Source organism: Type-D symbiont of Plautia stali (assembly GCF_001485335.1).
In the GTDB taxonomy this organism is placed as follows: domain Bacteria; phylum Pseudomonadota; class Gammaproteobacteria; order Enterobacterales; family Enterobacteriaceae; genus Pantoea; species Pantoea vagans_C.
This window is the reverse complement of the sequence record NZ_BBOC01000017.1, coordinates 50110-70101: the sequence shown is the minus strand read 5'-3', so window position 1 is coordinate 70101 and position 19992 is coordinate 50110. Positions and strand designations below refer to the sequence as shown.

General features: G+C 54.4%; 19 protein-coding genes and 1 pseudogene. 5 read left to right on the top strand and 15 right to left on the bottom strand.

Annotation, left to right across the window (positions count from 1 at the left end; genetic code table 11):
• Positions 1 to 223: pseudogene (locus PSSD_RS07865) on the bottom strand (dipeptidase PepE); the annotation flags it as partial.
• Positions 224 to 438: 215 nt separating this feature from the next.
• Between PSSD_RS07865 and rfaH the strand changes: the two are divergent.
• A complete protein-coding gene (gene rfaH / locus PSSD_RS07860) occupies positions 439 to 927 on the top strand; it encodes a transcription/translation regulatory transformer protein RfaH (RefSeq protein WP_039329275.1) in 489 nt (162 codons plus the stop codon).
• Here rfaH and tatD read toward each other — a convergent pair.
• The 10 genes from tatD to udp all read right to left on the bottom strand — a co-directional run bounded on the left by tatD (position 924) and on the right by udp (position 10298).
• Positions 924 to 1706 carry a 3'-5' ssDNA/RNA exonuclease TatD gene (gene tatD, locus PSSD_RS07855; protein WP_058970373.1) on the bottom strand — a complete coding sequence of 261 codons (783 nt, stop codon included), beginning with the start codon at positions 1704 to 1706 and terminating at the stop codon, positions 924 to 926. The two genes, rfaH and tatD, sit on opposite strands and share 4 nt — an antisense overlap.
• 83 nt (positions 1707 to 1789) lie before the next feature.
• A complete protein-coding gene (tatC, locus tag PSSD_RS07850) occupies positions 1790 to 2551 on the bottom strand; it encodes a Sec-independent protein translocase subunit TatC (RefSeq protein ID WP_058970371.1) in 762 nt (253 codons plus the stop codon).
• Between the two features lie 2 nt (positions 2552 to 2553).
• The gene (tatB, locus tag PSSD_RS07845) at positions 2554 to 3084 is read right to left on the bottom strand and encodes a Sec-independent protein translocase protein TatB (RefSeq protein WP_039329271.1); all 531 of its coding nucleotides are present in this window, start codon (positions 3082 to 3084) and stop codon (positions 2554 to 2556) included.
• 9 nt (positions 3085 to 3093) lie between these two features.
• Complete coding sequence (tatA, locus tag PSSD_RS07840) at positions 3094 to 3339, bottom strand: Sec-independent protein translocase subunit TatA (protein WP_038643775.1); 246 nt, start codon at positions 3337 to 3339, stop codon at positions 3094 to 3096.
• A gap of 110 nt (positions 3340 to 3449) precedes the next feature.
• Positions 3450 to 5087, bottom strand: a complete 1638-nt coding sequence (gene ubiB, locus PSSD_RS07835; protein ID WP_039329269.1) for a ubiquinone biosynthesis regulatory protein kinase UbiB — start codon at positions 5085 to 5087, stop codon at positions 3450 to 3452.
• The gene (gene ubiJ, locus PSSD_RS07830) at positions 5084 to 5689 is read right to left on the bottom strand and encodes a ubiquinone biosynthesis protein UbiJ (RefSeq protein ID WP_058970369.1); all 606 of its coding nucleotides are present in this window, start codon (positions 5687 to 5689) and stop codon (positions 5084 to 5086) included. The genes ubiB and ubiJ overlap by 4 nt, the downstream gene beginning before the upstream one ends.
• Before the next feature lie 6 nt (positions 5690 to 5695).
• Complete coding sequence (ubiE, locus tag PSSD_RS07825) at positions 5696 to 6454, bottom strand: bifunctional demethylmenaquinone methyltransferase/2-methoxy-6-polyprenyl-1,4-benzoquinol methylase UbiE (protein ID WP_039329266.1); 759 nt, start codon at positions 6452 to 6454, stop codon at positions 5696 to 5698.
• Between the two features lie 75 nt (positions 6455 to 6529).
• The gene (gene rmuC, locus PSSD_RS07820; protein ID WP_058970367.1) at positions 6530 to 8041 is read right to left on the bottom strand and encodes a DNA recombination protein RmuC; all 1512 of its coding nucleotides are present in this window, start codon (positions 8039 to 8041) and stop codon (positions 6530 to 6532) included.
• Between the two features lie 116 nt (positions 8042 to 8157).
• Positions 8158 to 9438: a tetratricopeptide repeat protein gene (locus tag PSSD_RS07815; protein ID WP_058970365.1), complete on the bottom strand. Its 1281-nt coding sequence runs from the start codon at positions 9436 to 9438 to the stop codon at positions 8158 to 8160.
• A 98-nt stretch (positions 9439 to 9536) separates the two neighbouring features.
• Positions 9537 to 10298: a uridine phosphorylase gene (udp, locus tag PSSD_RS07810; protein WP_058970363.1), complete on the bottom strand. Its 762-nt coding sequence runs from the start codon at positions 10296 to 10298 to the stop codon at positions 9537 to 9539.
• Positions 10299 to 10584: 286 nt separating this feature from the next.
• On the opposite strand from udp, the gene PSSD_RS07805 reads away from it, so the two are divergent.
• Positions 10585 to 11421, top strand: a complete 837-nt coding sequence (locus PSSD_RS07805; protein WP_058970361.1) for a dienelactone hydrolase family protein — start codon at positions 10585 to 10587, stop codon at positions 11419 to 11421.
• A 37-nt stretch (positions 11422 to 11458) separates the two neighbouring features.
• Here the strand turns inward: PSSD_RS07805 and metE are convergent, their stop codons facing one another.
• The gene (metE, locus tag PSSD_RS07800; protein ID WP_058970360.1) at positions 11459 to 13729 is read right to left on the bottom strand and encodes a 5-methyltetrahydropteroyltriglutamate--homocysteine S-methyltransferase; all 2271 of its coding nucleotides are present in this window, start codon (positions 13727 to 13729) and stop codon (positions 11459 to 11461) included.
• A 205-nt stretch (positions 13730 to 13934) separates the two neighbouring features.
• Between metE and metR the strand changes: the two genes are divergently transcribed.
• Positions 13935 to 14867: an HTH-type transcriptional regulator MetR gene (gene metR, locus PSSD_RS07795; RefSeq protein WP_039329256.1), complete on the top strand. Its 933-nt coding sequence runs from the start codon at positions 13935 to 13937 to the stop codon at positions 14865 to 14867.
• Between the two features lie 92 nt (positions 14868 to 14959).
• Positions 14960 to 15442, top strand: a complete 483-nt coding sequence (locus PSSD_RS07790) for a YehS family protein (RefSeq protein ID WP_058970358.1) — start codon at positions 14960 to 14962, stop codon at positions 15440 to 15442.
• Positions 15443 to 15512: 70 nt separating this feature from the next.
• Here the strand turns inward: PSSD_RS07790 and PSSD_RS07785 are convergent, their stop codons facing one another.
• On the bottom strand, positions 15513 to 16373 hold the full coding sequence (locus tag PSSD_RS07785) for a carboxylate/amino acid/amine transporter (RefSeq protein WP_058970356.1): 861 nt from the start codon (positions 16371 to 16373) through the stop codon (positions 15513 to 15515).
• 344 nt (positions 16374 to 16717) lie between these two features.
• On the opposite strand from PSSD_RS07785, the gene glpT reads away from it, so the two are divergent.
• Positions 16718 to 18058, top strand: coding sequence for a glycerol-3-phosphate transporter (gene glpT / locus PSSD_RS07780; RefSeq protein WP_058970353.1), 1341 nt, complete (start codon positions 16718 to 16720; stop codon positions 18056 to 18058).
• A gap of 29 nt (positions 18059 to 18087) precedes the next feature.
• Here the strand turns inward: glpT and yigL are convergent, their stop codons facing one another.
• Positions 18088 to 18888 carry a sugar/pyridoxal phosphate phosphatase YigL gene (yigL, locus tag PSSD_RS07775; RefSeq protein WP_039329250.1) on the bottom strand — a complete coding sequence of 267 codons (801 nt, stop codon included), beginning with the start codon at positions 18886 to 18888 and terminating at the stop codon, positions 18088 to 18090.
• Positions 18889 to 18920: 32 nt separating this feature from the next.
• Complete coding sequence (gene pldB, locus PSSD_RS07770; protein WP_058970352.1) at positions 18921 to 19913, bottom strand: lysophospholipase L2; 993 nt, start codon at positions 19911 to 19913, stop codon at positions 18921 to 18923.
• Positions 19914 to 19992: the final 79 nt, after the last annotated feature.

The following is a 19992-nucleotide window of genomic DNA, read 5'->3' as shown; positions in this document are numbered from 1 at the left end:
CCACCGGCGAAGAGAATTCGTGCACGGTGCGCACCTGAATGCCCAGAGAGTCGGATAAGTCTTGCGCGCGCTGTGCGTGATCACCACGAATGATGGCATACGGCACCAGCACCGCCGAGGTAATGCCCCGCTGCGCGATCATGGCGTGCAGTTGCGGGTGTGCGTAGCTCAGCAAAGGCGTATCATCAGCCACTTTGCCATTACTCAACAAGAACAGTTCCATCAGCCAGCCCTTTTCAAATTCATGCGAAAGATGGAGAGGGAGTCTGATACAGATGGTCATCAGCCGTCAATTTTCTTGCAAGAAAGCGTTAATAAGCCGCACCAATCGGAAAATTCGTAGTGATTTTTATTTCTCAGCCGCGTTTCCGCTGGCCGATGCGCTATAACTCTGACAGCAGGTTTGTTATTCTTAGCGTCCAATATTTGGGAGCAGTTATGGAATCCTGGTACTTACTCTATTGCAAACGTGGACAGCTGTTGCGCGCGAAAGAGCATCTTGAGCGGCAAGAGGTGAATTGCCTCAGCCCAATGATCGCTCTGGAGAAGATTGTGCGCGGCAAACGCACCACGGTGAGTGAGCCGCTGTTTCCAAACTATCTGTTTATCGAGTTTGACCCCGAAGCGATTCACACAACCACAATCAGCAGCACGCGCGGCGTCAGCCACTTCGTGCGCTTTGGTGCGCAACCGGCCACTGTATCCAGTGAAGTGATCGAAGCGCTGCAAACCGATGTGCCACAAATTATGCTGGACCCGGAAACGCCACAAAGCGGTGATGAAGTGATCATCACCGAAGGCACCTTTGAAGGGCTGCGCGCCATCTTTGCCGAACCCGATGGCGAAACCCGCTCAGTGTTGCTGCTGAATTTGCTGAACAAGCAAGTGATGCGCAGCGTCGACAACAAACAGTTCCGTAAAGTCTAAGCCAGCTTAAAAAGTTGGCGCGCGTTGCTATCCACCTGCAAGCCTAACGCTTCCGCCTCTTCCCCACGCCAGTTTGCCACTTGCTGCACGATATGCGGCAGGAAGCAGGGTTCATTACGACGTGAAGGGGGGCGTGGATGCATATCGCGCGGGAGCAAATACGGCGCGTCGGTTTCCAGCAGCAGACGCTCAGAGGGAATCAGCGGTAACAACTCACGCAGTTCCATGCCACGTCGCTCATCGCACACCCAGCCGGTAATGCCCACCGATAAGCCCAGTGCCAGGCAGGATTCCAGCTCCTCGCGTGTACCGGTAAAGCAATGCACCACTGCACCCACTAATTTCGGCAGCCACGGCCCCAGCACAGCCGCGAAACGGTCATGCGCTTCCCGACAGTGCAGAAATACCGGCAACTGCAATTCTGCCGCCAGCGCCAGCTGCGCATCAAACGCATACTCTTGTTGATCGTGAGCGGCCAGGTTGCGATTAAAATCGAGACCGCACTCCCCAATCGCCACCACCTGCTCGCTCTCGGCCAGACGACGTAGCGTATTCGCTGTCTCTGCCGACCATTCACTGGCGTGATGAGGATGCACCCCGGCCGTGGACCAGCAGTAACCTGGATGCAGTGCCGCTAACTGGCGCGCCTGTTGGCTCTCCAGGGCATTAGTTCCGGTAATTAACAGGCCGGTGACGCCTGCTTCGCGCGCACGTTTCACAACCTGCTCGCGATCTTTTGCGAATTGCGTGCTGGTCAGGTTTACACCGATATCAAACATGTTTTCTCCCAAATAAAAACCGCCCAGAGGGCGGTTTCGATTGATTCACCCGCTCGCTGACGGGAAGCCCTGCTCAAAAGACATCAGGATTCAGTGTTCTGTTCCTCGTCCTCTGACGCTTTGCGACCTTTTCCCACATAGTAGCGGGAGAAGAATACGCCGACTTCAAACAGGCAGTACATCGGAATAGCGAGCAAAGTTTGCGAGAAAATATCCGGCGGTGTGAGCAACATCCCAACCACAAATGCGCCAACCAGAATATAAGGACGTTTCTTTTTCAAATCTTCCGGTGTGGTAATACCGGTCCAGCACAGCAACACAATCGCAATTGGGACTTCAAACGCCACGCCAAACGCCATGAAGATGGTCATGACAAAGTCGAGGTAGTTGGTGATATCAGTCGCGATAGTCACACCTTGCGGTGCGGTCTTAGCAAAGAAGCCAAACGCCAGCGGGAAGACGATGAAATAGGCAAAGGCCACACCCACGTAGAACAGTAGCGTACTGGAGAACAGCAACGGCATGACCAGCTTACGTTCATGGCGATACAGCGCAGGCGCCACAAATGCCCATACCTGATAAAGGATCACCGGCACGGCAAGAAAGACCGAAACAATGATGGTGAGCTTAATCGGGGTAAAGAACGGTGATGCCACATCGGTGGCGATCATACTGGCACCGGCCGGCATTTGGCTGATCAGCGGTGACGCCACCAAGTGGTAGATGTCGTTAGCGAAATAGACCAGGCACAAAAAGATAGCAAACACCGCAATAATGCAGTTCAACAAACGCTTACGCAGCTCAATCAGGTGGCTGATGAGCGGTTGGGTATCTTCAACGGCCATGTTTATCGTTCATCTTTTACGGTAGGTGTCGGCGTCGTATTGTGCGGAGCACTGGCGGGTGCCGCTGTCTCCGCTGGCGCCGTTGTCACAGGTTGAGGTGCCTGTGCCGGTGCGCTGGCCTGCTGCTCTGCGGATGCCGGGGTCACCCCAGGCTGAGGAGAGGTAGCAGGTTGCGCGGCAACAGGCTGCGATTGATGAATGGTGTTGGCTTCATCTTCCGCTTTCTCGATATCGATACTTTGCTGCACAGAACGTTTCATCGAGTCCGCGGTTTTACGCAGTTCTTCCATGGACTCTTTCAGCTCCGGCGACAACGAGCCGCGGCCTGCTTCTTCGACTTTTTTCAGGCTGTCCTGCAATTCCTGCAGTTTCAGCTCCTGCGCCAGTTCGTTTTGCACGTTAGCAGCCAGGGAACGAATCGCTCGAATCCAGCCCACGACGGTTTTCACCGCAACCGGTAATCGCTGTGGGCCCAGTACGATCAGCCCAATAACGAACACCAATACCAGTTCACTAAAACCAATATCGAACACAGTTAACCCTTACTTGTCTCGGGCGTCGTCTTTGCTCGCCGAGGTTTGCTGTTTGTCTGCCAGAGTTTTGGCGTTGAAGTCAGCGTCCTGCTCTTTCGGTTGATCCTTTTTATCGTCTTCATCGCCCATGGCTTTTTTGAAGCCACGAATGGAAGAACCTAAATCCGAACCCAGGTTGCGAAGTTTATTGGTACCGAACAGAAGTACAACAATGACGGCAATGATTAACAATTGCCAAATACTGATACCGCCCATGAGATATGCCTCTAATATTCTGTGAAAAACTATTGAATGTAACGCACAGAAAGCCCGTATGAATTCGGGCTTTAGCTTGCGACATTACGCGATTTGCACCAGGCAGACAATCAGTTTGTCTTACGCCAGCCGATAAGCCAGGTCACGATGCCAGCGGCCATTAAAAGCGCGGGGAAGAAATCCCAGTCAGGTCGACTTAACAGCACTGCGGTGCCACTTAATAACAGTGTAGCCCCTACCCCAAACAGATAACGTGCCTTGTGATGACGTGTGCGCTGTGCGTTCATGTCGCTCACCAGCTTATCGACACTGTGCTGCAATAATTTATGCTGACGCATGCTGTCATAGAACAATTCAGGCAACTCAGGCAGCTTCTCGGCCCAGAAAGGCGCCTTGTCTTTGACTGCGCGCAAAATGGCCGGAATGCCAATCTGATCTTTGATCCAGTCTTCCAGAAATGGCTTAGCGGTTTTCCATAAATCCAGCTGCGGATAAAGCTGACGACCAATGCCTTCGATATACAGCAAGGTTTTTTGCAACAGCACCAGTTGGGGCTGCACTTCCATGTTGAAACGACGCGCCGTGTTGAACAGGTTCAACAGCACGTGTCCAAATGAGATCTCTGCCAGTGGCTTCTCGAAAATCGGTTCGCATACCGTTCGGATAGCGAATTCGAAATCTTCGACATTGGTATCCGGCGGTACCCAGCCTGAATCCACATGCAATTCGGCGACTTTGCGGTAGTCACGGTTGAAGAAAGCGATAAAGTTTTCCGCCAGATAACGCTTATCTTCTTTATTCAGTGAGCCTACGATGCCGCAATCAATGCCGATATATTGCGGATCTTCAGGGTGGTCATAGCTGACGAAGATGTTGCCCGGATGCATGTCAGCATGGAAGAAGCTGTCGCGGAAAACCTGGGTGAAGAACACCTGCACACCGCGTTCTGCCAGGATCTTCATATTGACGCCATGCTGCTCCAGCGCCGCCACATCGGAAATCGGGATGCCGTAAATACGCTCCATCACCATCATGGATTCGCTGCAGTAATCGGAGAAGACTTCCGGCACATACAGCATGTGGCTCTGTTCAAAGTTTCGACGCAGCTGAATCGCATTCGCTGCTTCGCGCAGCAGATTGAGTTCATCAAGCAGCGTTTTTTCGTAATCGCGCACCACTTCAACCGGGCGCAGACGACGTCCATCCGGCAACAGACGCGGCACCCAACGCGCCATGCGATAAATCAGCTTCATGTCCGCTTTGATCACCGGCAGGATGTCCGGGCGGATCACTTTGATCACCACCTCGCGACCGTTGGATTTCAACGTGGCGGTGTGCACCTGAGCAATTGAAGCGGAAGCCAGCGGCTTAATGTCAAAATCATCAAACCAGGTCTCCACCGGGCCACCAATCGAGCGCTCAATCTGCTCTTTCGCTTTCAGGCCATCAAAGGGGGCCACTCGGTCCTGCAATACCGCCAGCTCATCGGCAATCGCCGGTGGGAAAAGATCCCGGCGCGTTGAGAGCATTTGACCGAACTTGATCCACACCGGACCGAGCTGCTCCATTGCCAGACGAATGCGCACGCCCGTTGAATCATTTTTGTGTTTGTTGGGGATCCAGAAAATACAGCGTCGCCAGATTCGCAGCGGCAACGTGATGCGCATGTGGGGGATCAGTTCATCAAGACCGTAGGTCAGGAAGATCTTGATAATGAAGTATAAGCGCCGAATTTCTCCCAGCGTCATTTCGCCTCCAGCTGTGCTAAACGCGTTTCAAACGCATTAAGCGAACGTTCCATCGCTTCGACCTCCTCGCAGAACCAGGCAAGTTCTAATGCGCCCGGCGCGACACGCCACTCTTCAGTCAATACCTGGCCAAGATAGTCCTGCCGACGCGTAACCTGCTTCTGCACGAATTTCAACGCATGCTGTGCAGCCTGGCTCACGCCCTGCGCTGCAATATCACCAATCCAGGGTGCGAGATACTCTGCTGGCTCGAGTTCAGCAAGATCCATCAATGCAGAAAACTGCTGCACCACCTGCAGATCGCCTTCTACGTCCAGCTCACCGCTGCGGATCAGGCTGGTGAGTTGCTGACGATCGCGCAGCTTCGGCAGAGTGCTCAAGCGCAGACTGACGCTGCAATCGCTGCTGTCTTGCCAGTCACTCAGCACATCCAGCTGTGATTCGCTGAACACCAGCACCAGCGGGAAATCCAGCTCTTGCAGGCGCAGCGTTAACACTTTGCCCGCCAGACGCTGGCGCGCAGCTTTCAAACTACGATCGCGATAGAGAACACGATTGAGGGCGGTCTCAAGACCGCCGGTAATAAGCGGGGTAAAAGTCATGATTAATCAGAACTTAAAGCCGCGATGCAGCGCCACAATACCGCCTGTCATGTTGAAATAGGTGGTATTTTCAAAGCCGGCATCGTTCATCATCGCTTTCAGGGTTTCCTGATCGGGATGCATACGAATGGATTCTGCCAGGTAGCGATAGCTTTCCGCATCCTGCGCCACCAGTTGGCCGATACGCGGCAAAATGTGGAATGAATAGGTATCGTAGGCTTTGCTCAGCGGTTCCAGCACCGGTTTAGAAAACTCCAGCACCAGCAGACGACCACCCGGCTTCAGCACGCGGAACATCGATGCCAGTGCCTTCTCTTTTTCGGTGACGTTACGCAGGCCGAACGAGATGGTGATGCAATCGAAATAGTTATCCGGGAACGGCAATGCTTCAGCGTTAGCCTGCACATAGCTGACGTTGCCTGACACGCCCATGTTGCGCAGCTTCTCACGGCCCATTTTCAGCATCGAGCTGTTGATGTCCGCTAACACCACCTGACCGGTTTCACCCACCAGGCGGGAGAATTTCGCCGTTAAATCACCGGTGCCACCGGCCAGATCCAATACACGTTGACCACGGCGTACGCCGCTGCTGTCAATCGTAAAACGCTTCCAGACACGATGGATGCCAAACGACATCAGATCGTTCATCAGGTCATATTTTGCCGCTACGGAATGAAACACGTCCGCGACTTTATCGGCCTTTTCGCTTTTCGCGACGGTCTTAAAGCCAAAATGAGTAGTTTCCTGCTGTGATTCATCTGCCATCGGGTTTACCTGTTCCACAAACAATTCTTGCCGAAGTGTATCAGAGTCACGCTACGCGAGCACGTGACCACCGTGCTATTCGTTGATGCGGCGCAGCGAAGCAGGTGAAGAATCTGCTGGCTTTTCATCGGGCTCACTGTCATCGGCCCAATCCTCGTCCGCATCCTCCGGCTGCGCTTGCTCGACCAACTGAGGATTAATCGGCCGTTTGATCTCCACGCCGAGCGATCGGAAAGCCTCACTTTGCGCAATCAGGTTACCGCGCCCTTCCGCCAGCTTCTTCATCGCCTGCTGGTAACTTTGCTGGGCTTTATCGAGGTTGTGACCAATGCCACTCATATCATCCACAAACAGTCGCATCTTGTCGTACAGCCGCGCAGCGCGGTCGGCGATACGTTGGGCGTTACGGCTCTGATGCTCATAACGCCACAAGTTGTTGATGGTACGCAGCGCCACCAGCAAGGTTGTTGGGCTGACTAACATGATGTTTTGCTGCAGAGCTTCGCTGATCAGCTCTGGCTGGCGATCGATCGCTAACAAGAACGCCGGCTCAACCGGAATAAACATCAACACATAATCCAGAGAGCGTAAACCGGGCAATTGTTGATAATCTTTTCGCCCCAGCAAGCGGATATGGCCACGCATGGCGCTGACGTGTTCCTGAATGGCCTGCTCGCGCATGGCTTCATCTTCCGCGTTGAAATAGCGTTCATAGGCGATCAACGTCATCTTGGCATCAATCACCACATCCTTGCCCTGCGGCAGCCGCACGATGACATCCGGTTGCATCCTGCCCTGCTGCTCCAGCTGCACGCTGACCTGCGTCTCATATTCGTGGCCTTCACGCAGCCCTGAGGCTTCCAGTACCCGGGCCAGTACCACTTCGCCCCAGTTTCCCTGAATTTTGTTGTCGCCCTTCAGCGCTTTGGTCAGGTTTACCGCTTCCTGTGCCATCTGCACATTCAGCTGCTGTAACTGACGGATTTCATGCGCCAGCGTATGACGTTCACGCGCTTCCTGGCCAAAGCTGTCATGTACCTGACGCCGAAAACCATCCAGCTGTTCGCGCAGCGGGCCAATCAGGCTGTTGAGGCTTTGGCGATTTTGCTCGTCAACGCGGCGCCCGCTGTTTTCGAAAATGCGATTGGCGAGATTTTCAAACTGAGCGCTGAGACGCTGCTCGCTGTTGGTCAGCAAGCGCTGCTTCTCTTCCGCGCCATAACGCGTCTCTTCCAGACGTATCGTGACTTCGCGTAACTCGGCTTCCTGCGCACTGTTCACTTCCAGCTGATTACGCAGCTCCCGGCTAAGCTGCTCGCTTTCGCCGCGCCAGTAATCAAGCTGTTGCAGTCTTTCCTGTGCCCCGCTGAGCGCACCGTGCAGTTGGCGCAACTCTTGTTCGCGCTGCTGGATTTGCTGCTGCAGATGCTCATGCTGTTGCTGCTGACGCTGCTGCGCCTCTTCCAGCAGGCGCCGTTCAGTGGTGAAGCTGGCGTGCTGTTGACCGGCGCGCAATTGGGCCAGTATCCAGCCAATGCCCAATCCGGCCAGCGCCAGCGCGCCGCTAATGATAAGTTGCTGATCCATAATTCCCCCGCGGATCGATTCGCTGGGGGAAAAGGTAAAATGCTACTGTATAAATGTCCAGACCGATTTACGCCTTCGGTTTCGAGTCGCAGGCGCGTTGGTTTGATTGACTGGCTTCAGTCACTGACTGGCAGTGCTTTTACCGTCAATTCCCCCGCTTTCCATGCATCAATCAGGAAAAATGGCATTGGCAGCATCCATTCGCTGTCTTTGACCTTGGCGGGATAGCGCCAGCTTTGCCCATCACAGGTCAGCTCAACCTGCTGCCAGCCGTCGATCATGTTTTCGACTTTACCCGCCATGCTGGAAAATCCGGCATTACTGCCAACATGGAAGCGGTCGGTCTGCCAGCGAATCGGCAGATGCGCGGGCCAAGCCTGTGCATGATGAAACTGGAACAGATCATCATGATTCAACACACTTTCTCGTACCGTCGGCCACAGCGCCACTTTGAGGAAGTACTGATCGGTGAAACGTTCACTGCCGCTGTACTGCGCAATAAAATCACGCATCTGCTGCTCAACGTTGTGGAACACGCCGTGACAGCCGCCCCACATCCCCGCCAGCAAAAGTTCGGTATGGGTGAAATAGTCGCGCATATGGTGGAACCAGTAAGGCGAGGCAAGCCAGGCATCCACTGCCGCCACTTCACGTTCAGAGAGCAAAGAGTCGGCGTCACGCACGATGTAGCGTTTGACGCCGGGGTCATCCATCACCAGGAAGCGCCACAGTGTCGGGAAAATGGTTTTCTCGTGCGACATATCCACCAGCTGGGTATTGGGCTGCTTCAGACGCTGCCAGACATGCGGTGGCACGCTATCGTCGAGATAAACCCGGCAGATCCAGCTGGGATAAAGCTCGCGGGCGACGTCGATATTTTTGATCAGCGTTTCGCAATAGCGCGGCTGCCCACCATACAGGCTGAAAGAGATGATGTTTTCGTTGGGACTGCCAGGATTAAACGGCGGTGGTGTTCCCACAGGAAAAGCCACCTTGTTGCCCTGGCGGAAAATCGCATCTGATTTTTCCAGCGATTCCCGGCCATAACGGGCCACTTCTTCCGGTTTTCCCAGCCATCCACACACTTCAGTTAAGCCATCGAGCCAGGTTTCAGAAGCCTGCGCACGCTGCGCGGCTGGCGCCTGGTAGATTTTTTGATAGGTCTTGTAGGATTTTTTGTAATCCCCGATCCGCATCAGCGTTAGTGCATAGTCGCTCAGCACCTGCATGTTGTGGGGCATGACGCGCAGCACTTCTTCACAGCACCGGCATGCAACGGGAAAATCAGAGGCCGCCATGGCCTGACGAAAACGCGCTGCAACGCCTTCAATACGTGATTGCGCCGCAGCGGCAGGGTTTACCAGGGCAGGACGAGGAGCAGAAACCGTTTTGCGCATAGTTTGTTCTCAGAATCAGCTGAAATTGTGCGCAATTTAATCAGGCAATTGCTGAGATCCCTATAAGTCCGGTCTCGAATCATCCTTTGCCTTGCGCACTAAATTAAGCGACGCGCTGCTTCAACCACAATCTTCACCGCATCACTTTCGGTCTGTTTCATGGTCGCCGCATCCGGGATCTCTTTTTGCGTACGGTTAACGATGACACCCGCCACCATGCCCGCTCTCAGCCCCTGACTGGCGCACATGGTTAATAGTGTAGCGGATTCCATCTCATAGTTGAGCACGCCCATTTGCTGCCACTCTTGCATTGAGCCCTGGAAGCGATTCACCACACGTCCTGAGAAGGTATCGTAGCGTTCCTGGCCCGGATAGAAGGTGTCAGAAGAAGCGGTAATACCGATGTGCGTTTTAGCACCACAGGCTTCTGCTGCAGCCACCAGCGCGGTGGTACAGGTGAAATCTGCCACCGCCGGGAATTCCATCGGCGCGAAGTGCAAGCTGGCCCCGTCAAGACGCACCGAAGCGGTGGTGACCAACACATCACCGACGTTGATATTCGGCTGGATCGCACCGGTGGTGCCGACGCGTAAGAAAGTACGTACACCCAACTGCGCTAACTCTTCCACCGCGATAGAGGTGGACGGACCGCCAATGCCGGTTGAGCACACCACCACAGGCTTGCCATCCACTTCCGCCAGGTAAGTGGTGAATTCACGGTGCGAGGCGAGGTGCTGTGGGCTATCCATCAGCGCTGCGATTTTTTTCACGCGCTCTGGATCGCCGGGAACGATAGCCAATGTGGCTCCTTTCAGATCGGCTTTAGTGATACCAAGGTGAAAAACGTCAGACTGGGCCATAACAGACTCCTGATAGAGAGAGGATATGCGCGCCACTCTACGTCAGCGAGTGGCATAAATATGTGACTAATTTCACTATTAATTATGAAATTTACATTATCAGAAAATAATAACGTGATATGGATCACACATTAGCAGTTGGCAATTCTGAATTGCTACAAGCGGTGCTGTGTTCGTTCGGTTGGCAGTGTTAATAGAGAAGAAGAACACATCAACCCTACATCAGCCTGGCTCCTGAAGCAGGCTATAGTTACGTGATTGCGCATTTGCTAGCACGGAGAGAACAATGAAAACCGAAGACAATATGGCACAAAAATCTGCCGCCGGTGGTTTCGCCCCTGCGGTTCAGCCCATCGCAAGCAGTACGATTACCACCTCCAGTGACACGATTCACAGCGGTGAGACATCGGTGCCGAGCCAGGGCGAAAATCTTCCGGCTTATTTCGCGCGCCCGAAAGTGTATGAGGGGACGCTACCGGTCGTCCTGGTAGTGCAGGAGATTTTCGGTGTGCACGAGCATATTCGCGATCTGTGCCGCCGACTGGCACTGGAAGGTTATCTGGCCGTGGCGCCTGAACTTTACTTCCGTGAGGGTGACCCAAGTGACTACAGCGATATCCCTACTTTATTTAAAGAGTTAGTGAGCAAAGTGCCTGATTCGCAGGTGCTGTCGGATCTCGATCATGTGGCGAACTGGGCGGCACGTCATGACGGTGATATACGTCGCATGGCGATTACCGGTTTCTGCTGGGGTGGACGAATTAGCTGGCTGTTTGCCGCGCACAACCCGCAGGTACGTGCCGCCGCCGCCTGGTATGGACGCCTGGAAGGTGAAAAAACCTTGAAGCAGCAGAAGCATCCGATTGATGTCGCCGTGGATCTCACCGCACCGGTACTGGGTTTGTATGGCGGTAAGGATGAAAGTATCCCGCTGGAGAGCATTGATAAGATGCGTCAGGCGCTGCACGCTGCCAATGCCAAAGCAGAGATTGTGGTTTACCCAGAAGCGGGCCACGCTTTCAACGCGGATTATCGACCAAGCTATCACGCCGATTCTGCCGCCGATGGCTGGGCGCGCATGTTAGCGTGGTTTAAGCAGTATGGCGTAGCACCCAACGCCTGATCAGTCAGGGGCGCACTCGCGCCCCCAAATGCCCCTGTTAAGCCTTTTCACCCCGCAGGTTTTGCGCCGCTTTGACCATGTTCGCCAGAGCCTGACGCGTCTCCGTCCAGCCACGGGTTTTCAACCCACAGTCAGGATTCACCCACAAACGCTCTTCAGGGATACTCAGCGCCGCTTTGCGCAGCAGGTCTTCCATCCAGGCCACACTTGGCACGTTAGGAGAGTGGATGTCATAGACGCCGGGGCCAATTTCGTTAGGGTATTCAAACACTTTAAACGCCTCCAGCAGATCCATATCGGAACGCGAGGTTTCGATGGTGATGACGTCGGCATCCAGTGCGGCAATCGCATCCATTATGTCATTGAACTCGCAGTAACACATGTGGGTGTGGATCTGGGTCGCATTTTGCGCCACCGCGGCGTTGAGGCGGAAAGCATCAACCGCCCATTTCAGATAGGCCGCCCATTCAGACTGGTGCAGTGGCAGGCCTTCACGCAGCGCCGGTTCATCAATCTGGATGATGCCGATCCCGGCTTTTTCCAGATCTTCCACTTCATCACGCAGTGCCAACGCAATTTGTTTGGCGATGGTTTCACGCGTCACGTCCTCGCGCGGGAATGACCAGCACAGAATCGTGACGGGGCCGGTGAGCATGCCTTTAACCGGTTTGTCGGTCAGTGACTGCGCATACTGCGCCCACTCAACGGTGATGGCTTGCGGACGGCTGATGTCGCCAATAATGACCGGTGGTTTCACGCAACGCGATCCATAGCTTTGTACCCAGCCGTTTTGCGTGAACACGAAGCCATCAAGGTTTTCGCCAAAGTATTCAACCATGTCGTTACGTTCCGCTTCACCGTGTACCAGCACGTCAAGCCCCAGCCGCTCTTGTTCGGCAATTGCCTGTTTGATGTGTTGCGCGATACCCGCGCGGTAGTTTCCGCTGTCGATGTTGCCTTTTTTGAAGTCGAGACGCAGGCCGCGGATTTCAGTGGTCTGCGGGAATGAGCCGATAGTGGTGGTTGGCCAGGCTGGCAGGTTGAAGCGCTGACGCTGTGCCTGGGCACGTTCACGATAGTGGCCCGGACGTTCCACGTCTTTAGCCTGAATTTTTGCCAGACGCGCCTCGACGGCGGCATTGTGAACACGCGTTGAGTGAGCACGGGCACGAATCGGTGCACTCCACGCCGCCAGTGAAGCGGCATCTCCATTATTCAGCGCGTTGCTCAGCAGTGACAGCTCAGCACACTTTTGCAGCGCAAAGGCAAACCAGCTTTTCATTTCCTCATCCAGCCGGGTTTCCACACTCAAATCGATCGGGCTATGTAGCAGTGAGCACGATGAACCCACCCACAGCTGCTGGCGCAGTCCCACCAGCGGCTTCAGGCATTCAAACCAGCGACTCAGGTCAGCACGCCAGACGTTACGACCGTTAATTACGCCGACGGAGAGTAGCCATTCAGCGGGCAGCTGTTGGTGAATGTGTTGGATGTCATCTTTACCCTGCACAAGGTCAACATGCAGGCCCTGTACGGGCAGGGTTTTGATGACATCAAGGTTCTGACCAATGCTGTCGAAATAGGTGGTGAGCAGCAGTTTGACGTTGCCTTGCAGCGCTGCGTAGGCCGGTTTGAAGGCATCACGCCACGCTAACGGCAGTTCCAGCGCCAGGGCAGGTTCGTCGATTTGCACCCATTCGATACGGCGTTTTTTCAGTTCTGCCAGGACCTGCTGGTAAACCGGCAGGATCTCTTTTAGCAGCGTCAGGCGATCAAACGATTCACCTTTGACTTTTCCCAGCCACAGATAGGTGACCGGCCCCAACAATACAGGCTTAATCTTGTGGCCCAGCGCCAGCGCTTCGTCCACTTCGTCCAGCAGTTGGGTCCAGCTGAGCGTGAACTGCTGGCCTTGGGTGAACTCAGGCACCATGTAGTGATAGTTGGTGTTGAACCATTTGGTCATTTCAGCCGCTGCCGCGGGCTCACCGCTGGGCGCACGACCACGACCAATGCGGAACAGGGTGTCGATATCGATAGAACCGTCTTGGTTTTGGTGGCGTGCGGGCACATTGCCGAGCAGCAGGCTAGTGCTCAGTACGTGATCGTACCAGGCGAAATCGCCGACCGGCAATAAATCTACGCCCGCCTCTTTTTGCTGTTGCCAGTGTCGGGCCCGCAGTTCACGCCCTACGGCCAGTAGCTCTTGTTGCGAGCTGAGGCCTGCCCAGTAACTTTCCAGTGCTTTTTTGAGTTCACGACGCAGACCAACGCGAGGGAAACCGAGTGTGTGGTTCAGAATGCTCATTGGGTGTACTCCAAACGATGCGAACCCATTGTCTTCATCCAGCAAGCATGATGGCGGTCCGCTGAAGGCTTATACTGGACAAAAAGAGAGTGGCCGTATCGCTTGCTTGAGATGTTTAGCCGTCCAGATGTTTACACCGCTATCTTCTGCGGGTACTGTATGTTCCTCAAGCGCAATCTGTTCAATCTCGATGTGAAGGACTCTCATGATCGAACTCAAACACCTGAGAACGCTGCAGGCGTTACGGAATACCGGCTCTTTAGCCGCCGCCGCCGCCCAGCTTCATCAGACACAATCGGCGTTATCTCATCAGTTCAGCGACCTGGAACAGCGGCTGGGCTTTCGCCTGTTTGTGCGCAAGAGCCAGCCGTTGCGGTTTACGCCGCAGGGGGAGATTTTGCTGCAGTTGGCCGAGCAGATTTTGCCGCAGATTCAGCAGGCGTTGCAGGATTGCCACGAGCCGCATCAAACCACGCTGCGCATTGCCATTGAGTGCCACAGTTGTATTCAGTGGCTGACACCCGCCTTGAGTAATTTCCGTAAGAGCTGGCCGCAAGTGGTGATGGATTTTAAATCTGGCGTGACCTTTGATCCCCAGCCAGCATTGCAGCAAGGCGAGCTGGATGTGGTGTTGACCTCCGATATTTTGCCGCGCAGCGGGTTGTTCTATACGCCGATGTTTGATTTCGAGGTGCGTTTGGTGTTGGCACCGGATCATCCGCTGGCGCAGCGTGAACATATTTCGCCGGAAGATTTGGCTGATGAAGTGTTGATGATTTATCCCGTTCAGCGTCAACGTCTGGATATCTGGCGTCATTTTCTGCAACCCGCTGGCGTGACCCCCGCCTTGAAGAATGTGGATAATACGCTGTTGTTGATTCAGATGGTGTCGGCGCAGATGGGCATTGCCGCGTTACCACATTGGGTGGTGGAGAGTTTTGAGAAGCAGGGCCTGGTGGTGACCAAGACGCTGGGTGACGGTTTGTGGAGCCGCTTATATGCTGCGGTTCGCGATGGCGAGCAACGTCAGCCGGTGTTAGAGGCGTTTGTACGATTTGCCCGTCAGCACGCCTGTGACCATTTGCCCTTTGTGCGCGATGCCGCGCGTCCGGGTTCACTTCAGTCCGTTTCTTTATGATCCCGCGGGCGGCGTGTGTCGCCCGTGCTGTTATCCCTGCCCTGCCTGCTCTATAATGCGCCGCCTCAATCCGCGACCAAGAGAGTTTCACCATGACGAGTAACGATGTTCTGCGCAGCGTGCGCTATATGCTTGATTTGAGCGATAGCAAAGTGGTGGAGATTTTTGCCTTAGCGGGCAGCGAAGTGCCATTGGAAGATGTGCAGGCGTGGATGAAGAAGGATGATGATGCTGCGTTTCGTAAATTGCCTGACGTGCTGATGGGCTATTTCCTTAACGGGTTGATTTTCTATCGCCGTGGCAAGAGTGAAGATGCGCCTGCACCGTCGGTGGAGCGCCGTATGAATAATAATATTTTTATCAAGAAGTTGCGTATTGCCTTTGCTTTGAAGACAACGGATATCACGGAAGTGTTGCTGAAAGCGAACTTCAAGGTGTCTCAGGCAGAAGTGGGCGCGATTTTCCGCAATCCGGATCATAAGAATTACCGCGAGTGCGGTGACCAGATTCTGCGTAACTTTTTGAAGGGGCTGACGATGATTCATCGTCCTGCGGCGCCAGCGAAAAAGGCGTAGTCGCTTGGAGATCGGAGCAGGGTCGGATATAGGCCGCTCCGATCATGAAGGAATCTCACATCCCTCTGGCTTAAGCGCTGCTTTTTCCTAGCACCCAACGCTTATGAACGTAGAGTGAAGCAAAAATCACGATGGCTCCGGCAATAAAGCTTGGCCAGTGTGGTTTTTCCTGCCAGATGGCCAGATTGACCAGTAAACCCGCCGGCACGTGCATATTGTTCATGATACCCAGCGTACCCGCATCCACTTGGGTCGCACCGTAGTTCCACATGAAGTATCCCAGTCCCGATGCCGCCACGCCCAGCCACACCAGAATGCCCCACTGCAGTGAGGTGGTGGGCAGTTTGTTCGGGTTACCCCACAGGCTCCAGGCAATGATGGCGATGATCACCGCGCCAAGATAGAACCATGAGAATGCGGTGTGCTGCGGCATCGGACGGGTTTCCTGCAGGCGCTTGTAGCCGACCATGCCAATGGCAAAGCAGATGTTGGCGGCTTGAACCAGCAGCAGGCCAAACCAGAAATGGTCGCTGACTTTGTCGTAACGGATGATGGCTGCCCCACCGACTGCCAGCAGCGCACTGAATGCATAGCCAATTCGCAGTGGACGCTTGCTGAGCAAGTCGTAAATCAACGTCACATACAGCGGCGTCATCACCGTGAACAGCAGGAACTCTGACACGCTGAGATAGGTGTAAGCCTCAAAACTCAGCAGATACATGACGCCCAGCTGCAGCATCCCTACCAGCATATACAGCAGGATGGTGGAGGCGCGATAGCCTTTCCAACGCAGGAAAGGCAGGAAAATGATGGCCGCAAGTGCCAGGCGCATCAGCACCGAGAACCAGGAATCAACCTGGCCGGCGAGGTATTCCCCGATCAAACTAAAGGAAAAAGCCCACAAAATGGTGGTAACGATCAGTAACAGCACGGTATTGATCCCAAAATGAACAGTGGCGCTAGTGTAAACAAACTGTCGTCATGGGTTTGAATTATTTGGTTTACAACAGACCAAAATACAGACAAACAATGTAAGGCAAGAATAAGTGGCCTGTCTCGCCAGACATCATGCGCGAATACCAACATTTCTTGGTTTATTTCGCTCTTTAATGTCATCAAACTGTAACAAATGTGTCACGCATCACAGTAACGTGCCGAAACCATCACTATCCTGTGCGCGAAATGGAACCTTTTGGTGCTGTTTTAACGCCACACGGCGCTTGACCCAACCTGCTGGGAACACATAACAATATCGCGCCCTGGAGGGCCACACTCATGTTGAGTATCTTCAAACCGGCACCGCATCAGCCGCAAGTCGCTGATGATCGTGTTGATCCGCTCTACCGTCGGCTGCGCTGGCAAATCTTTATCGGTATTTTCTTTGGATACGCGGCCTACTATCTGGTGCGTAAAAACTTCGCGCTGGCGATGCCTTATCTGGTCGAACAGGGCTTCTCACGCGGCGATCTAGGCTTTGCGCTGTCCGGGATCTCCATCGCGTACGGCTTCTCCAAGTTCATCATGGGCTCCGTTTCTGACCGCTCTAACCCGCGTGTGTTTTTACCCGCAGGGTTAATTCTCGCTGCGGCCGTGATGTTAATCATGGGATTTGTGCCTTGGGCGACCTCAAGCATCATGGTGATGTTTGTGCTGCTGTTCCTGTGTGGTTGGTTCCAGGGCATGGGCTGGCCGCCTTGTGGGCGAACGATGGTGCACTGGTGGTCGCAGAAGGAGCGCGGCGGGATTGTCTCCGTGTGGAACTGCGCGCATAACGTGGGTGGCGGCATTCCACCGCTGCTGTTCTTGCTGGGGATGGCATGGTTTAACGACTGGAAAGCGGCACTCTACATGCCCGCGTTCGGGGCGATCATCATCGCCATCATTGCCTTCGCCTTGATGCGCGACACACCGCAGTCTTGCGGCCTGCCGCCGATTGAAGCCTATAAGAATGATTACCCGCCAGATTACAACGAGAATCATGAGCAGGAGCTGTCGGCAAAGCAGATTTTCATGCAGTACATCCTGCCGAATAAGTTGCTGTGGTATATCGCGTTGGCTAACGTCTTCGTCTATCTGCTGCGTTACGGCATTCTCGACTGGTCACCCACTTACCTGAAAGAAGTGAAACACTTTACGCTGGATAAATCCTCCTGGGCATACTTCTTCTATGAATATGCGGGCATTCCCGGCACCTTGCTGTGCGGCTGGATGTCAGACAAGGTCTTCCGCGGCAACCGTGGCGCAACCGGCGTGTTCTTTATGACACTGGTCACCATCGCCACCGTGATTTACTGGCTCAACCCACCGGGCAATCCAGGCATCGATATGCTGTGCATGATCGTTATCGGTTTCCTGATTTATGGTCCGGTGATGCTGATTGGTCTGCATGCGCTGGAGCTGGCACCGAAGAAAGCAGCTGGCACGGCGGCGGGCTTTACCGGCCTGTTCGGTTACCTCGGCGGTTCCGTTGCGGCCAGTGCGATTGTCGGTTACACCGTGGATTACTTCGGCTGGGATGGCGGCTTTATGGTGATGATCGCGGGGTCGGTGCTGGCGGTACTACTACTGCTGCTCACCATGATCAATGAGCATAAGCACAAGAAACAAATCGCATAATAAAATGGGCCGGTTAACCGGCCCACTTTTTAAGCCAGGAACAGCTTACGCAACGTGTGCGGCACCGCATCCTCGGCATTGCTGCCAATCACTTCCAATGCTGGCAAGGTATCTTTCAGGCGCTGATGCGCATTACGCATGATGCAGCCTTTACCCGCCATACTCAGCATTTCGACATCATTCATGCCGTCGCCAAAAGCGATGCACTCTTTCAGCGAGTATCCGAGTTGTTTGGCGACTGCTTCCAGCGCGTGACCTTTCGATACGCCACCGGCCATCACTTCCAGGCAGGTTGGCAGTGAGAAACTGACGTTGACGCGATCGCCCCAACGCGCTTCGATCGCCAGTTCCAGCGGAGCCAGGCGTTCGGGTTCATCACAGGTGAAGAAGACTTTACTGATCCCATCTGTCGGCAACATACCCGGTTGGTAAACCTGATAGTTAAATACGGACTCACGGAAATAATCCTGCTCGTCTGGGCGATGGCGGCTCATAAACCACTCGTCGTCACGATAGACGTGCGTGAGGATATGCTCATCATGGTACTGCAAGCCGTACAGCTCGCTGGCGATGTCGCCATCAAGGTTGTGGCTGAACACCAATTCGCCGTCAGCGTTGTGCACGCGCGCACCATTCGAGGTGATCATATAGGCCGGGATGCCAAGGCTATCGCGCATCTGGCCCACGTCGATGTAATGACGTCCGGTGGCGAAGACAAAATGCACATCACGTGCCACCAGCTCCTGCAATGTGGTACGAGAGAAAGGCGTCAGGCGATGTTCCGGCGAAAGCAGCGTGCCATCCAGGTCGGATGCGACGATGTGGTACATGTAAACCTCTGGTATTGATATCGGATAATAAATTAAACGTGGCGCTCGAAGAAATCGACCACCAGGTTGAGCGCTTCAGCGCGCATGGCGTCTGTTTCAAACAAAATCTCATGACGCGCGCCTTGGATCACATACGGCACGGTGCCTTCGCAGGGATGGCCTGCCTCGGCCATCGCCGAGCAAAAAGCCCCTTGCGAGCGGTTATCCACCACATCGTCTTCACTGGCCTGCAGCACCAAGGTGGGAGTGGTGATTTTCACCACCTGGCTAATGATGCTGCGCCCCGCCTGCACACCTTCACGGACCCAATGGTAAGTGGGGCCACCCACGCGCAGCGCGGGATCGTCGGCATAAAAACGCAGGTTACGACGATAACGCTCTCGACTGTGCGTCAGACGATTGATGCCAAACGGACTGGCACGCCAGCGGCCCGTTCCCAGCGCATAACGTTCGCGCAGCGCGGGCAGTTTCTCCGCCCAGTCCAGAATCGGGTGCGCCATCCAATCGGGCAGCGGTAGCACAATGCCAAACATCGGTGCTGAAAATACCGCAGCGTGGAATGCCCGAGGCTGACGCGCCAGAAACAGCGCTAAGATCGCGCCGCCCATCGAGTGCGCCAACACATATCGCTGTTGATAGTTGCTGTTAGCGATCTCTTTCTCATAGAGCGTTTCCAGATCGTCAACATAGTGGCTGAACTCCACCACATGGCCGCGGTGTGAATCGGCCAGCAGGCGGTCGGAACGGCCCTGGCCACGATGATCAATGATCACCACGTCATAACCACAGTGGAACAGATCGTAAGCCAATTCCGGGTACTTGATATAGCTTTCGATGCGGCCCGGCACAATCAAGATGACACGGCGATGTTGCGGTGAGGTGAAACGAACATAGCGAATAGTCAGATTGCCGACGCCGGTGAATTCGCACTCTTCACGACGACGCCAGAAGTCGAGCAGCGGGCCAGTGGCAAACGCAGAAAAGCCACGCTCACGCCCGAGCCAACTCTGTTTATGTTGCTGCATCCGTCCCCCATAAAAAAAGCCTCATCGCGCGCTTGCGCTCCGTAGCGTGCCGCGATGTTCTGGCGTATTGTGTCACACT